This window comes from Alcanivorax sp. HI0083 (genome assembly GCF_001635175.1).
On the sequence record NZ_LWFX01001108.1, the window covers coordinates 1 to 14,636 of the forward strand.

Consider the following 14,636-nt stretch of genomic DNA (forward strand, 5'->3'; position numbering starts at 1 on the left):
GTACAGGAAGGCCCGGCCAGCCGCAGTTATGGTCTGCAGGTGGCCCAGCTGGCCGGGGTGCCGGCGGGGGTGATCCAGCAGGCCGGTGAAAAACTGCGCGAGCTGGAAGCCGGGCAAAACCTGACGGTGAACGATGCACCGCCCACGGTCATCCCCACCGCCCGCACCCCGACAACGATGCCGGCCCAGGCCAGCCTGTTCAGTGAGCCCAGTGCCGTGGAGCACGCCCTCAAGGAACTGGACCCGGATGATTTGACGCCGAAGCAGGCGCTGGAGGCACTCTACAAGCTGAGAGGACTGCTTTAGCGCTGCAGGAACAGCGCTGGGTTGGTGGCACGACAAGCCCGGTGACGAGAAGCGAAAACCGTCAGACTTTACCCTGTTTTCGGGTTTGCCTTTCGAAACTCGCTTCTCGCAACTCGACCGGCACTCGGGGGTTCGCACCTCGAGAAGTGCTCCTGCAGGTGCTCCATCCCCCCGCCCGTGTCCTCTTCTGACTGCATGCGCTATATCCTTATATCAACGCTGCGTTTGCCTGCCTCTGGGCATATCGCTAGACTAGCGCCACCCCAAGCGAGACCGTGCCTGTTGCTGCTATAATCAGCTCTTGGCGCTGTACAAAATGAAGACACCTGGCGAGGACAGGATATGACGTTCGTAGTAGGTGAGAACTGCATTAACTGCAAACACACCGATTGTGTGGAAGTGTGCCCGGTAGACTGTTTCTACGAAGGCGAAAATTTTCTGGTCATCCACCCGGACGAGTGTATCGACTGTGCACTGTGTGAACCGGAGTGCCCGGTTAACGCGATCTTCTCGGAAGACGAACTGCCGGACGACCAGCAGGAGTTCCTGGAGATCAACGCGGATCTGGCAGAGAAGTGGCCGAACATTACCGAAATGAAAGATGCGCCGGACGACGCTGAAGAGTGGGACGGTGTGCCGAACAAGCGGGAGAAGCTGATCCGATAAGCGCGGATCACTTTTCTCCAGGCAAAATAAAAGGGCGGCATCCTGCCGCCCTTTTTGCGTCGAGTCATCCTGACCCTTTTGCGCTCACCGCAACATCCCTGTACTGCATTCCTTGCAAATCCTTGTGCTCAATTCCCTGAAGCACGGAAACACTATATCAACCGTATTTTGCTCTGTGGGTAAAATAAATATTAAAAGTCTGGGTGAAAACCACACAAACCCCAAAAAACTCAAATATAACAATGAGTTAATATTCTGATGCTCGCTTTTAAGGGTCAAAAACAGCGAAAAAACACTGTTTTTTCCTACAGCCTTGTAAGAGATCTCTTACAAGCTCGCGCCACCGCACCAGCCCCCTGCCCCCAGAGGGCTACATCCCGACGCTAAAAGGCGCCCAATCTTTTACATTTCCTCACTGCTTTTTACAGCACGGCGTCACACTTCTGGGTAGCATTAATTCTATGGAAAACGTGGTGTTACGCACACCGCCTAGCCAACCAGTATCCCCCCAAGGCGCTAGCAATAGCGCTCACAACCCCCCTCTTCCACCCCAATTTCGGAAGAGGGTTTTTTTTGCCTGAAATTCGCCCCATTTCACGCCAACGTGGCGTTTAACGCCGCACAGGCCTGCTGGAAATGCTCTTTCAGGGAATGAATCAAGGGCGGCGCACTGGCAAGGTCACCGCTGGAGGCCAGCGTTTCCAAGTCCATACACAGACCTGCAACATAAGTTGCCCCCAGGTTGCTGCTGCTGCCCTTGAAACTGTGTGCCTGGCTGCGCAGGGTATTCGCATCACCCTGCGCGAACGCCTGATCCAGCGCGGCCAGGCGTTGTTCGCCATCGCGTTGGAACGATTCGACCAGCATCTGGAAATCCTGGCCCATAATATCCTGCAATTCGGAAACGACCTCGACATCGAGGACCGATCTATCGTGCATCAACCTGCTCCGTCATCCTTTACGGCGGCTACCATAGCAGCTACAGAAAGCCTGTTTGTGTTACAGGGTAGAAATTTAAGCAACCACAGCCCGTCATGGCACCCGTCAAATCAGGAAAAAGTGACGGGCGGTAAAAGTCCGGATGAGCGGGCCCGCGCCACATCCTCCGGCTCATCCACGTCCCACAGGGGTGGCAAAACCCTGGTCTGCTCCGGGGTAAAACAGGATCGGCTGTCCTGTAACGCGTGGGGGCCACCAAACCGCACACCGCTGAAGCGGCCAGCGGACCAGAGCGATGCCTGGCTGCTTCCCAGCAGTACATAGCCACCGTCTTCACTGGCCCCGAACACCACGGGGGTGTGATCCAGCACATTCAGCGCCTGTTCAAAATAAGACTGATCCAGCAACAGGCAATCACTTCCGATGAGTAAAGCCCGGGAAGTGAGAGACAGGCCACGCGATAATGCCCCGGCCATCCGTTCACCCAGATCCTCACCCTCCTGCAAAAAACAGGACCAGCCCCGTGCCGCCGCCTCCTGCTGCAACTGCGCATCCGGCTTGTCGAGCCACAGCTGCACATCACCGGGAAACGCCTCAGCGGCAGCAAACGTCTGCCAGAGTAACTGCTGATAAATCTGCAAGGCACCATCGGCACCGAAACCAGGGATCAAACGGGTTTTAACCTGGCCTGGGTGAAGGGCACGGGCGAAAACAATCAGCAATGGCGTGGCGGTCACCTGGCATCTCCCCCGTAATAGTCGCGGTGCAGCGACTCCGGGCTGGCTCCGCGCCAGTAGCGAAAGCGCAGGCTCCACATCAACCAGATGGTTCGCCAGGGACCGTTGGCCTCCCAGCGGCGGCTGCTGGTGGTCAAGGGCGGGCGCAGGCACACCGGGCGCGCCAGCGCACGCAACCGGCGCGACAGGGCAATATCTTCCATCAATGGCTGCTCGGGAAACCCGCCCTGTTCACGAAACACATCACGGCGCACAAACAGGGCCTGGTCGCCGGTGGCGATCCCGGTAACACGGGAGCGCCAGTTCATCATCAAGGCGATAACACGAAACAGCGGCCGCGGCCGACTGAGGCGTACATCGAACCGCCCCCACACAGCGGTGCTGGCCACCCCATTCAGGGCGTCGCGATGCCGCGAGTCGAGCACGGTATCAGCATGAACAAACCAGAGCCACACACCGCTGGCACACACCGCCCCGGTATTCATCTGGATGCTGCGCCCCTGCTCGCTGGCCAGCACCGTGTCCGCTAGCTGCCGGGCGATATCCATGCTGGAGTCGCTACTGCCGCCATCCGCCACGATCAATTCGTCACCGTCACGCAGCGCAGCGCGCAGTCGTGCCAGTGACCCGGCCAGGGTATCCGCCTCGTTCAGCACCGGTACGATGACACTAATGCGGCTCATTCCAGCGAACCACCACAGCTACTTCCCGCCCCTGCCGTGCAACCGAAACAGTGGTCGGCCACATAAATCGGCTCGCCCTCAATATCGTCTTTCAGCAAGCTCGACAGATGCTGGTGACCTTCGTGGTGGCCTTGCGGCATGTCCAGCATCTGGTTGAAGTCACAATCGTAGAGATAGCCCTGGTAATCCACGCTCACCATGGAGCGGCACATCAAGGCCGGCAGGGTGTCGCGATTGTAGCTGTCGCGCAGCAGCTGCATGTAGTCGTTGAACTGATCATGGGCCAGCAACACCGCACCGAAACGACTGATAGGCATGTTGGTAATCGTCAGCAAATGATTGAAACGCAAACCGAAATGCGTCATCAATTCACGCTTGTAGTCAGCTTCGAGGGCAGCCTGTGGAGGCGGTAACGTCGCGCCGGTGGAGTTATAGACAAGGTCCAGCACCTTGTCGTCCCCGTAGCCTTTCTCGTTCAGGCGGCGAATGGCTTCAAGGCTGCCCTGAAACACGCCCTTGCCCCGTTGCTTGTTCACGTTTTCTTCGGAATAGCACGGCAGGGAGGCCACCACATGCACGTCGTGGTCAGCCAAAAACTGAGGCAAATCTTCGTAGCCCGGCTCGAGCAGAATGGTGAGATTACAGCGGTCGATGACCTCCACACCGAGTGCATGGCATTCGCGCACCAGGTAACGAAAGTGGGGGTTCATCTCCGGCGCGCCGCCGGTCAGGTCGATCACCTTGATATCCCGCTTGCGAATGACCTGAAGAATCAGATCGATGGTGGCCTTGTCCATCAGCTCGGTGCGGGTGGGGCCGGCATTCACATGGCAGTGCACACAACTCAGGTTGCACAGATAACCCAGGTTTACCTGCAACACGGAAGTGGCATGGCGACGCAGTGGCGGAAAATCCGTGCTGCTTCGCACCAATAAATCGTGGGTGTCCTGCATATTTCACCTGTTTCAATTTCCTTAATGCTATCAATTGGATGCAGGCTTGTCGCAAACGTTACGTGAAGGGGGGGGGGGAATCGAGCTACGAGCTACGAGCTACGAGTTTCGACAAGATTGTGCCCCCGAGACGATAACAAGCATGAAGTGGCCCTGGTGGAGCCTGCAGGAGATTCAACTGACGGAACGACTGCTTACCGCCTCTCGCATAAAAAACAACCACCCGTTTCCTGAAAACTGGCGCCACCGCTGAAAGTCCTTACAATCAGCAGCCATGCCCCGGTAGCTCAGTTGGATAGAGCAAGCGCCTCCTAAGCGCTAGGTCGGACGTTCGAATCGTCTCCGGGGCACCAATTAAATCAGAAACTTACAGATGCCCACCCTCCCTGATAGGAACGCCGTAAGTGAAATGTAAGTGCAGCGGCACTTGTTAAGGGCAAACAGCTACAAACAACTGCCGCCCTCCCCTAGCCAATCTCCCACACAAAAAAGCCGCTACGGACTACAGATCCGCAACGGCTGCATTGTTATCGTTTGCTTGTCCGGTGCCAGCCAGAACGGCTAACGACTTTCTTGTCAGTGACTCCGCGCCGGGCCTTGCCCGCTTATGGACTCCATGGTCATATGGACTCAACAACAATAACGGGGCGGCTTGCATCAGGCCTCCCTTTCAGAATCAACTCGCATGTGGCAAATAAACGAGGAAAAGCAATGTTCAAAATGATGATGGGCCTATGCGCTGCTGTCTTTTTGGTTGGCTGTAATCAAGGAAACGACGTCGCTTTCGTCGATTTTCAGTCTCGTGAGATTAGGATGGTTACAGGGGACGGCCGAGTTTCCGTATGCGGGAGGGACAGATCCTCCGACGAACTAAAGTTAGTTTGTACTCCTTGGGCGCAACCAGAAAACAAGCAGGCTCAGTGACTACGCGCCGGGCTTTACTTAAACCTCAAATGCTTTACTAATAGGCTGATTGGCTTAAATTCTATGGTTCTGCACTATTTCAAACGCGGGGGAGAATAATTATGAAGCCTGTTATACCAATGATTTTTGTTGTTTTTGCCTTAGGGGGATGCTTCGGCGACAGCTTGCAAACAGTTAGGCTAGACGATTACTCAGTGATGGTAATAGACCAGACGAAAAGGACTGCCGCCATCTGTACCAAGAAGAGTAGTGCAGCTTTTAGCGGTAAACCAGGGCTTGTCAGTTGTGGCGATTGGTCTCGGATAGATTAGCCTCTTACCGGCCAGCCCCCCATATTACCCCGATAAGCAAAAAGAATAGGCTAAGCACTAACAAGGAAAGAAACCGATGGAGGCAGTCGTATGTTCGGCCCTCGGCTTTTTGGTCGGCGCATTCACTGGGCATCGCCTTGCTATAGGTCGCGACAAACGCAAAGAATTCAACGAGTCTGCTGACACTATCGTTCTCGCTCTCAGTACCCATGGCAGAATCAGTGATGCTAGCATTATTCACTTCGAGCGCAGGGCTAGTTTGTTCACTAGGTGGCGCTTCAACCGTGCTTTGGGCCAGTACCGGCGAATATACAAAGAGGGGTGCGAGCAAGACCCAAAGACAGGTGAAATACTTTTTACGGGTTCTTATAAACAACTTAATACCGCCGCAAATCGCATAAAGCGGGTGTGCAAATGGCGTTAGCTTTTCTTTTTGCATGGCACTCCCTCACACCATTTCAAAAACTGTTCACTAATCCACTCCGGCTCCCATTCCAGCCATTGGCAGCACTGGCGCAGCATGGGGCCACAACTGACCACATCGTCAAAGGCTTGCTGTCCTTCCTCAAACTGGCCGGACAGCCTCAAGGGCTTCTCTAGCCAATACTTAGCCGCATCGTCCAGCATTAGGCCAAGGGCAGCCGTCCACAGCCTTATATAGGGGTGAGGGTCGCGCTCGGGATCTCCTTCTATACCAATGCTGTAGTGGTCGATATAGGCCGTCACGGCTAGCTATCCGTCCACACTACGCCGGGCAGTGCGAACAGGGAGGCAGGATGGTTACGAATCCAGCAGCCGGGTTTAAAGCCGCCAGCTCGTGCGAATGCCTCACCGTGGGCAATCCAAAAGCGACATATTTCTGTATCACTGTAGCGCTCCGCCCCGGTGCCATCCTTGAACAGGGATTCAACGTGGAGCGGCATGGTCACTGCCGTCCTGGGCTTTCTCTTTGGTCTGGGCATCACATCACCGGAGTCTCAATCCCAAGATTCAGGGCGCGAATACTGGCTAACATTTGCGCTCTGGCGTCTCTCTCAATTTTTACGCAAGGGTGTGGGCGGCTCTGCCCGAAACGGTCTAGGTCTGTTAACCCTTCTTTGGCGATAATCCCGCGACACTCGTTAACCCTGTCGAAACACTCAACCGCAGCGGTGAGCAGAACCACGCCGTCGGGATCGAAGATGTCGTAATCTTGTTGCAACTTACTGAACAGCTCCTGCCCTTTGTCGGTCAGGTGTGACGGTGTTTCGCTCGTCATGTTCGGCTCTCCAATATCATAGTTGATCGTGTACCGGGGAATCTGCGTGAGACTTTTGGCGCGCTCTGGGAAACGCTCGCAAAGGTTTTGCATATGCCCCGCCCCCTTAATAGGGTGGCCCTGTGCCCGAAACTATTGCCGATTGCCAGCGTCATGGCAGCCAGCCCCTGAACGGTTGGGCATCAGGGCCAATTCGGTCAGCGCTTGAACAGCTTGCTCAGAACGCCTTTCTTCTCTCCGCTCAGGTCAATGTCTGGGTATGCCTCTTTAATCAGCACATCCAGAATCAACGCGATTCGAGCAATGTTCTCTGGTGTGGCGTCCAGCTTGGGGCTCAGCCCTAGCTTGTCCATTGCGTCCAGTTGCTCGGGAGTAGGATTGAAATAAGCCATAATCACATCACCTGCACGACGGCTTCGGATTCATGGTGGAAACGGAAACGGCGCTCACATAGCACGCCAACCATATTGGTCTGCCAAAGGCTGGTCAGTTGCGCCGGGCTGGTCGGGCTCTCTGCCAGTTCAACGCTGGCATGGGTGGCAGGGGTCAGGAACAGGCCGCCATTCGCCACAGCGATACGGTCACAGGCGAAGCCCAGCAGGGCCGGGGCGCTGGAATCGTCCTCGATGCAAGGCACCACATGCACGCCGGGGATAAACTCACCACCGTTAACGCTCATGCCGTTGTCACTGGCCATAGCTAGACGGCGGCAGACCGCGCCGGTGCTGGCAATAACGTAATGCTCAGAATTCGGCAGGGCTTCCAGCAGGCTTGTCAGATCCGCAACAGTGTCAGACGTTGCGGTGATCGTGCTGGCAGGGGTCGCTACGCTTTGAATGGTGGAATTACTGCCACCCACTACAGCGTTGCGAAGCTCATTCTCGAACATGCGACGGCCAGCGCTGCCGGTAGTCATTCCCAGCTCTTTGCTGATTGCAGCAAGCCCGGCCACTTTCAGCTCTGGCAAATTGCTACGGTTCAGGCTGCTTTTAACCAGTGGCTTGGGGTCGCCTTCGTCCACGTTGGAGCCAATGGCACCACTTGCCGCCACTACCGCCCCCAGATCCTCCGGCAGCTCTTTCGAGTAAGCCAGCAGGGAGCCCAGCAGGTCAGCATTGCGAACACTCGACAGATAGTTTTGAGCAATACGCTCGCCGCCTTCGGTGTCCCAAATGCCGGTCAGGGACGTATAAGCCGCTTTATCTACCAGCCACTCGAATGCAGCAATGGAAGGATTGAACGCCTTGTTTGCGCCTTTTACGAACGGGGCAAGGGCATCTTTAGCCGTAGCGTTGCCGTTGGTGGCCATGATTCGGGCCAGGTCAGAAAAGCCGCGCTGGGTGTTCTCTCGAAACTCCCGCATGGTTTCCAGCCGCGCTTTCTTCTCAATGCGCATCCAGTGGTTCACCGCGTAGTCTGAGCCGTATTCATGGGCGTCATCAGACGCCAGCAATGTATCTTCAATCATATAGGTAATCTCAATTGGTTAACTTATACCTATAGTCTAATGCTTGCCATCGTGCCCCGCATGGGCCTTTATGGGCTTTTCATCTTGCGGCCATCCACTGCGCCAGATCCGTGAGGGCATAGCTCACGCGCCCACCTTTCGGGCCGGGCAATCGACGGAATGCCGGGCCTCTCTGGTCGTGCGCATCGCTACGCGCATTTTTTAGGGTGCGGGGGCTGAGTCCCAGCAGCTTCGCCGCGTCATCGGGGGCAAGCCGTGCGTCTGGTGTCATTGGCAAGCCTTCGCGCTGCACTGCCTCCAGCAGGGAATTCATAACGGCTTGGATTTGCTCAGGGTCGATATGTCGGGTCATGGTCTTGTCCGTGTTCGTTAGCCTGTTCTGGTGTGACGGGAGTGACGGGTTTCTCTACATTCCTCACAGCGGGAAAACAGATAATGGCGAGCCAATACTTTGTTTTTCCCTTATGTGTCATGTTGGAAAAAGCGTCACATCCGTCACACTCTCCGCGCTAGGTGGGGGGCTGTTGCGCGTTGGCAGTCGATTCCAGTGATATATCGAGCTTTACCAGTCCGGTAACGCTGGAACCCCAGAGCCTCAAGGCGGTCGCTAAAGCCTTTAAGGCTCAGTTTTTTGCTGATACCGCTCTCAGTTGCCCACTGGCTGTAAGCGTTAAAAAGTCGCTTGGGTTCGATCCTACCGATAGGGTCAACTTCACACTCATCGTCAACGAACTGTGCAACTTGGTCAGCCTCTAGGCGCCACCTGTTGCGAGCAGCTTTGCAGCTTTCGGGAATGGTGAACGCCCCTCGGGCAACAACACCTGCATACGCATTAAGAGCTAGGTTCAGGATGCCTGGCAGTTCAGCCATCAGTTTCTCCCTCAGCAGCGGGTCGCAATTTCCAAGCTCTGGCTTGAACTTGTTATTGAACTCCACCACAAGTGCGCGTCGGAACAGGCCGTCACTAAAGTCACGGGTGTGAGGCATGTGGTTGGTACCAAACCAACAGGTAGAGAAAGGGCGCATCTCGAAGGGGTTGCGGAACTTATGCTCAACCGTTGCTGGCTCACCTGAGACAATGCCTTTCAGGCTGGCATCGTCCATCTTTTCGCCTTGCTTGATCTCAGTAACGATATTCACAAGCTTTAAGTGGAGGTGGGCACGCTGAAACGGATTATCAAAGCGGGAAGGTTGAACACCGGCCACGTTGGCGGATCCCGCTAGTGCCTCAAGCACTGCCAGCAGCACTGACTTTCCATTGGCTCCGCCGCCTACAAGAATTACAAACAACTCATAGTTGCAGTGCGCCATCAGCGAGTAGCCAATTGCCTCAAGCAAAGCCTGCACCTTCTGTTCGACGTCATCGTCACCCTTAAACACTTCGGCCAGGAATTGCTGAAATCGAGGCGCTGTTGCATTTGGGTCGAACTTCACCGGCACCTGAGTAGTGCGGTAATGTTCCCGGTTGTGAGGCTCCAACTTCCAGCCATCAGCGGATAGCATCAGCTCACCATTGGGGCAGTTAACACATTCAGCTGGGCCTTGGTTGAACTCAAGCTCGGGTTGGTAGGTTTCCGTTAATAACAGGTCGGTAACACTGTCCACAACGGATTTGCGCACATCTGCACCATTATCTGACAGATAGCCCTGCACCCACTGCCTGACCGCTCTGCTCTCCTGTTGCTGCCAGAATCCACGCTCGCTCCAGCGCATTACTGAAGCAGCGGTGGTAATAACGTTGTCCCTGCCAATCTCAGAAGCTAAAGCACATGCATGAGCAAGATCATCGTCAACATCGTGGTTCGCCATGCTTTGCTCTGCTTCTTTGAGAGTGCCTAACGGGATGCCAGTGTGCTTTTTAATGGTATTAAATAGCTGTCGCTTTGCGGTTGGCTTGAGGGTCACAGCCTCCAGCACGATAGCATCCACCTCATCTGGGGCAGAGTCGCCATCTAGGGCGCGGGCTGCGGCCATCAACTCTACATGGCCCCGCCCCTTAAGGGCTTGAGCCTCTTTAATCAGAGCATCTACGTCATCAATCATTGAGAAGCCCTCCAATCTTTCGCAACCTTTCCTTGGCCTTAGTCGCTCGCTCAGGGTCGACAAGCTCACCACGCGCAGCATCAAACCGCATGCAAGCCAGCACAGCACGTTCGTGGTCTGCATGTGCCCGAAGGCGCTCCATCTTCCAGTGAGGCAAGCCCGGCTTGTTATGGCTACGCATTCCTTCGGGGAACAAGTCACCAAGGCTCAGGCCAACAGCCATTAGCACGTCACTAGTTGGACAACCGGCGAAGCAATGCACCAGCAAGCGGCCATCGTCGCACTCCTTAATGGATAGACTCGGGGTTCGATCATCATGCGCAGGACAGCAGGCTATATAGCTTCCTTCACCAGTGCTGCGCACTTTTTCCAGGCGGTTGAGAAGCCTTTGTGCTGGGGTCATCACTTCACCCCCTGCATAGTCAGCGCATGGCGCAGGCCGTCACGGTGTGTCTGGCTCAAGTGGTAGCGGCCATATCGGCAAGCCTGCCCGTAGCGGTCTTGGCCCTGGAGGGTTTCGCAATCAATCCATAAGCCCAAATCTTTAAGCCTGCTTATATAGGCCGGGGCATTGGTGGTGCCAATGACAGCATCAAGGTCGCGCCGATTTACAGGCCCTTTCAGCAGAACATCAACGGCACGGCGCAGCCGGGCACTGTCGTTTGTCTTGGCTAGAATTGCGCTATAATCAGGGTGCTTGTTTTGATATTGGGCCTCGCTACCGACTGCAATCGGAGTGGGGCTTTTTTGTGTCTGGTTCACTGGGGCACCTCCGCTGCAAGTCGGGCCAGCAGATCCGCATCAACGCCGACGCGGTGAGCGATAGACTCAAGTGCGCGTTGCCGGTCGAACCAGTGCCTAAGCTTGTGGGCTTGCTGAATTACAACGGCAATTTCACCAACAGATGAAACAGGGCGCAGGTCGATAAGGCCGCTATTCTCGCGGAAGGCTTGGAAGTGGTTCATGCGCTGGCCTCCTGCTCTTTTAGCTCGCGGAAGGCTTCTTCTTGCTCAAGCGTGATGACTCGGCGAGCGCCGATTTTTACAGATCCCAGCTCACCTTTGGCGATGCTGTTATATACAGAATTGCGGCCAATGCCCCATCGCTTTGCAAATTCGTCGATTGAGTAGGCGCGCTTGTGGTTGGTTGTTTCCATTTTCGTTTACCCGTAGTTGCTTGCTTGTCTACGGGTAATGATGGGATTTAAGATATAGAGAATATTGGCAAGCAATCTGTGGACAACTTAGAAGCCAGTAGCCACGCGGGATTCAACCTGTTAATTACCTTGATCTGATCCCCCGCGAATCTGTTTTTGCGCTTGTATATGACCTTCAAGGTCATCAACGGAAATTTTGTTTTCTTTAATGAATCGGTAATACCAGTTCTTCGCTGTTCCTCCAGAGAATCCGGCACCATTACCGGGAAAGTCCATTTCCTTCGCGATGTCATCAAACATACCAGAATCAACGCCCTGCCCCTTGATGCGGCGCTTGAGAACACGATCAAACACCGCCTTCCCGTGACGCCGGTATCTCATCTCGTCAGATGCCCGCTTATTCTTGCGTCCTACCTCCAGCGCATCATCCAGCGTCCTAGCCTCAAAGTCGTGCCAACGCACAATGCCGTTGTATACCGCATCAGCTAGCCAGTCAGGCATCACCAGCCCGTGACGGGCGCAGGCCGCCAAGGCATAAGGCAAGGCGGTTTTGTCGCCGCTTTCGTGCTTCTCCCGGTGTTCCTCAACAATCTGCATGGCCTCGAACTGGCGGCCACTACAGCGTAGATCTAGCAGATCCTCATTGTTCTGGTGTGAATATGCCCAAGCCTCGGCTGCGGTTTTAAATTTCATCCCTCACCCCCAAAAGCCATATCCAGGGCTTTCGCTTTGTGGTCTGGTGACAAGTGCGCATAAACCAGCGTCATTTTAATGTCGGCATGGGTCATCAATTCGCGCACAGTGTTAATGTCCACACCAGCCATAACCAAACGGCTGGCGAATGTGTGGCGCAGGTCGTGGAAACGGAAGTTTTCAATCCCGGCATCTTCCAGAATCGCCGCAAAGCCCTTTTTAACGTCCGTCAGTGGGCCGCCAGTGATTGGGGAATGAAATACCGTCGTGTAATCGCCCCATTGTCGCCTGCATTGCTCCAGCACCGCACAGGCTTCACGGGAAAGCGGTAACACGGCTGGCTCGATTTGCTTGCCTGCCTTACGCCGGGAATGAGACGTCTTGCCGATGATTTTCCGAATCTGCCGCTTTTCCAGATCCACATGATCCCAAGTTAGGCTAAACAGATCGCCACGGCGAAGCCCGGTATTCAGCGCCAGCAGAATCATCGGTTTCAGGTGGTCGGCATAATCCTCAGCCGCAATTACAGGGGAAAGCTCGTAACCTCTCGCCGCCTCCCATGTTCGCTTTCGCATTCTTGCGGCTCTTGCTTCGCGCTCACGGGCACCTAGTGCTTCACGCAACCGCAATTCTTCATCATCAGACAGATAGCGAACCTTGGCCTCGCTGGGCTTGTCTGCCAGTGTCGCCTTAACTCGATATTGGGTTAACTGGTGCGAAGGGATGACCTTTGTCGCCACGGCATGATTCAGCAGGGCTTTCAGGTAAGTCAGCTCCCGGCGCTGGGTTTCCAGTTTGACGCTGGTGCGGTTTCGCCGCCATTTCGCCATATCCAGTTCGGTAATTTCGGCCATGGGCTTGTCTAGTACATGGGCAAAGGCACGCTTGATACTGGCAATGAATGCCTTGTGGCTGGCTATATTCGCTTCGGCATGAGCCTTAAACGCGCCATCCAGATACGCGCCCAGCGTGCTGTCTGCTACCGCCTTTTTCTGGCGGCGTTCCGCTTGGAAGTCGTGGCCGCTCGCAGCCTTGCCCAGAGTCTCACGGGCCTTATTCCTAGCCTGAGCCAAAGTTAACTGGCTGGCATCACCCACTCTCTCACGCTTGCCCCGCGCGATTTCCACATAGAAGGTTTTGGTGCCAGACGGCTGCACACGAACCAGCAGCCCTTTGACTGACTGCTTACTGCCTTTGTCTCGCACCTCATAAGGCCCAGAGTCACGCCCTGACAAGCCTGATATGGTGTTACTGGTGAGTGTTGCCGCCATGGCCAAAAAGTCCGTAAGTGCAATGTAAGTGCATTTCATTGTATCACGAGCAAACAGGCAAAAACACAAACAACCGTAAGCAACTGTTTTATATGGACATAGACCCCAACCAACAAGAAGGCAAAGGCGGCAAAATGCGCCTCCTAAGCGCTAGGTCGGACGTTCGAATCGTCTCCGGGGCACCATCTTTCCCTTATTGCCTGCATCACCTTTTTGCATCAATCCGATCAACTAACTGCTCTGGCTCCCTTTTTCCCTTTGCCGGACACTATCTCGCCGCGCACGGATACCAGGATTCAGCATGACCCACGACACGCGCTCCTCTTCGCCACTCAGCCCGCTTCTCGTGTTGCTGATGGCGACTACCACCGGTCTGGTGGTGGCCAGCAACTATTACGCCCAGCCGCTGCTACATACCATCGCAGATCAACTCAGCCTGAGTTATGCCAAGGCCGGCATCATCGTGACCACCGCCCAGGCCAGCTATGCAGTGGGGCTGATCCTGCTGGTGCCACTCGGCGATCTGGTCGAGCGCCGCCGCTTGATTGTGATCATGATGCTGCTGGCCATGGTCGGCTTGCTGGTCAGCGCCAGCGCCCGTTCGTTGCCGATGCTGTTGGCAGGCACCGCCATGACCGGGGCGTTTTCCGTGGTTGCGCAGGTGTTGGTTCCTTTTGCGGCCACACTGGCGCCACTGGAAACCCGCGGCAAGGTGGTGGGCACGGTGATGAGCGGGCTGTTGTTGGGCATTCTGCTGGCACGCACCGTGGCGGGAGCGCTGTCCACCCTGGGCGACTGGCATACCGTTTACTGGGTTGCCGCTGCGCTTATGTTACTCAACACCCTGGCACTGTGGCGCTTGCTGCCCCGCTACCATCAACCCGCTTCGCTCCATTATGGCCAGCTGATTACCTCCATCATCGGGCTGTTTGCGCGGCACAAGGTGTACCGCCAACGTTCCGTGCTCGGCTTTCTGGGCTTTGCCATGTTCAGCGTGCTGTGGACGTCGCTGGCATTCCTGCTGTCCGCTGAACCCTGGTCCTTCAATGATGCCACCATCGGCCTGTTCGGCCTGGCGGGGGCGGCGGGCGCCCTGTCTGCTCGCCACGCCGGCGTACTGGCCGACCGGGGTCACGGCCACCGGCTGACGATCGCCGGTATTGTCATCCTGCTGCTGTCCTGGGGATTGCTGGGGCTGGGAGGCACCTCACTCATCGCCTTGCTCGCC

Annotated in this window: 19 protein-coding genes, 1 tRNA gene and 1 pseudogene; 4 read left to right on the plus strand and 17 right to left on the minus strand. The window is 55.6% G+C overall.

Translation table 11 applies throughout. The annotated features are described in order from the left end of the window. Window positions 1-306 (plus strand): annotated as a pseudogene (locus tag A3754_RS15190) (DNA mismatch repair protein MutS); the annotation flags it as partial. A 342-nt stretch (window positions 307-648) separates the two neighbouring features. Next, a complete protein-coding gene (fdxA, locus tag A3754_RS15195) occupies window positions 649-972 on the plus strand; it encodes a ferredoxin FdxA (protein WP_063519003.1) in 324 nt (107 codons plus the stop codon). Window positions 973-1,566: 594 nt separating this feature from the next. On the opposite strand, the gene A3754_RS15200 is transcribed toward fdxA, so the two are convergent. The 4 genes from A3754_RS15200 to arsS all read right to left on the minus strand — a co-directional run bounded on the left by A3754_RS15200 (window position 1,567) and on the right by arsS (window position 4,284). Further along, complete coding sequence (locus A3754_RS15200) at window positions 1,567-1,911, minus strand: Hpt domain-containing protein (RefSeq protein WP_063520375.1); 345 nt, start codon at window positions 1,909-1,911, stop codon at window positions 1,567-1,569. Between the two features lie 110 nt (window positions 1,912-2,021). After that, window positions 2,022-2,648, minus strand: a complete 627-nt coding sequence (locus A3754_RS15205) for a TIGR04282 family arsenosugar biosynthesis glycosyltransferase (protein ID WP_063520376.1) — start codon at window positions 2,646-2,648, stop codon at window positions 2,022-2,024. Further along, window positions 2,645-3,331, minus strand: a complete 687-nt coding sequence (locus A3754_RS15210; protein ID WP_063520377.1) for a TIGR04283 family arsenosugar biosynthesis glycosyltransferase — start codon at window positions 3,329-3,331, stop codon at window positions 2,645-2,647. The genes A3754_RS15205 and A3754_RS15210 overlap by 4 nt, the downstream gene beginning before the upstream one ends. Continuing rightward, window positions 3,328-4,284 carry an arsenosugar biosynthesis radical SAM (seleno)protein ArsS gene (arsS, locus tag A3754_RS15215; protein WP_063520378.1) on the minus strand — a complete coding sequence of 319 codons (957 nt, stop codon included), beginning with the start codon at window positions 4,282-4,284 and terminating at the stop codon, window positions 3,328-3,330. The genes A3754_RS15210 and arsS overlap by 4 nt, the downstream gene beginning before the upstream one ends. A gap of 276 nt (window positions 4,285-4,560) precedes the next feature. Here arsS and A3754_RS15220 point away from each other — a divergent pair. After that, window positions 4,561-4,637, plus strand: a tRNA-Arg gene (locus tag A3754_RS15220). Between the two features lie 886 nt (window positions 4,638-5,523). Here A3754_RS15220 and A3754_RS26675 read toward each other — a convergent pair. The 13 genes from A3754_RS26675 to A3754_RS15295 all read right to left on the minus strand — a co-directional run bounded on the left by A3754_RS26675 (window position 5,524) and on the right by A3754_RS15295 (window position 13,408). Further along, entirely contained in the window at window positions 5,524-5,958 is a 435-nt protein-coding gene (locus A3754_RS26675) for a hypothetical protein (protein ID WP_063539441.1), read from the minus strand. Continuing rightward, complete coding sequence (locus tag A3754_RS15235; RefSeq protein WP_063520381.1) at window positions 5,940-6,245, minus strand: hypothetical protein; 306 nt, start codon at window positions 6,243-6,245, stop codon at window positions 5,940-5,942. The genes A3754_RS26675 and A3754_RS15235 overlap by 19 nt, the downstream gene beginning before the upstream one ends. A 2-nt stretch (window positions 6,246-6,247) precedes the next feature. Continuing rightward, entirely contained in the window at window positions 6,248-6,442 is a 195-nt protein-coding gene (locus A3754_RS15240; protein ID WP_063520382.1) for a hypothetical protein, read from the minus strand. Window positions 6,443-6,480: 38 nt separating this feature from the next. Continuing rightward, window positions 6,481-6,870 carry a hypothetical protein gene (locus tag A3754_RS15245; RefSeq protein WP_082872348.1) on the minus strand — a complete coding sequence of 130 codons (390 nt, stop codon included), beginning with the start codon at window positions 6,868-6,870 and terminating at the stop codon, window positions 6,481-6,483. 104 nt (window positions 6,871-6,974) lie between these two features. After that, the gene (locus A3754_RS15250) at window positions 6,975-7,169 is read right to left on the minus strand and encodes a hypothetical protein (RefSeq protein ID WP_063520383.1); all 195 of its coding nucleotides are present in this window, start codon (window positions 7,167-7,169) and stop codon (window positions 6,975-6,977) included. A gap of 2 nt (window positions 7,170-7,171) precedes the next feature. Further along, a complete protein-coding gene (locus A3754_RS15255) occupies window positions 7,172-8,245 on the minus strand; it encodes a hypothetical protein (RefSeq protein ID WP_063520384.1) in 1,074 nt (357 codons plus the stop codon). Window positions 8,246-8,324: 79 nt separating this feature from the next. Beyond that, a complete protein-coding gene (locus A3754_RS15260; protein WP_063520385.1) occupies window positions 8,325-8,597 on the minus strand; it encodes a DNA-binding protein in 273 nt (90 codons plus the stop codon). A 143-nt stretch (window positions 8,598-8,740) separates the two neighbouring features. Continuing rightward, on the minus strand, window positions 8,741-10,288 hold the full coding sequence (locus tag A3754_RS26195) for a phage/plasmid primase, P4 family (RefSeq protein ID WP_197468677.1): 1,548 nt from the start codon (window positions 10,286-10,288) through the stop codon (window positions 8,741-8,743). 402 nt (window positions 10,289-10,690) lie between these two features. Further along, window positions 10,691-11,050, minus strand: coding sequence for a hypothetical protein (locus tag A3754_RS15275; RefSeq protein WP_063520387.1), 360 nt, complete (start codon window positions 11,048-11,050; stop codon window positions 10,691-10,693). Continuing rightward, window positions 11,047-11,253 (minus strand): hypothetical protein, encoded by a 207-nt coding sequence (locus A3754_RS15280; protein WP_063520388.1) that lies wholly within the window; start codon window positions 11,251-11,253, stop codon window positions 11,047-11,049. Before A3754_RS15280 ends, A3754_RS15275 begins: the two co-directional genes overlap by 4 nt. Then, entirely contained in the window at window positions 11,250-11,444 is a 195-nt protein-coding gene (locus tag A3754_RS15285; RefSeq protein ID WP_063520389.1) for a helix-turn-helix domain-containing protein, read from the minus strand. Before A3754_RS15285 ends, A3754_RS15280 begins: the two co-directional genes overlap by 4 nt. 120 nt (window positions 11,445-11,564) lie before the next feature. Next, window positions 11,565-12,137 (minus strand): hypothetical protein, encoded by a 573-nt coding sequence (locus A3754_RS15290; protein WP_063520390.1) that lies wholly within the window; start codon window positions 12,135-12,137, stop codon window positions 11,565-11,567. Then, window positions 12,134-13,408 (minus strand): site-specific integrase, encoded by a 1,275-nt coding sequence (locus A3754_RS15295; RefSeq protein ID WP_063520391.1) that lies wholly within the window; start codon window positions 13,406-13,408, stop codon window positions 12,134-12,136. The genes A3754_RS15290 and A3754_RS15295 overlap by 4 nt, the downstream gene beginning before the upstream one ends. 301 nt (window positions 13,409-13,709) lie before the next feature. On the opposite strand from A3754_RS15295, the gene A3754_RS15300 reads away from it, so the two are divergent. Next, window positions 13,710-14,636, plus strand: a 927-nt coding sequence (locus A3754_RS15300; RefSeq protein ID WP_231880645.1) for an MFS transporter, incomplete at its 3' end; no start/stop codon positions are given.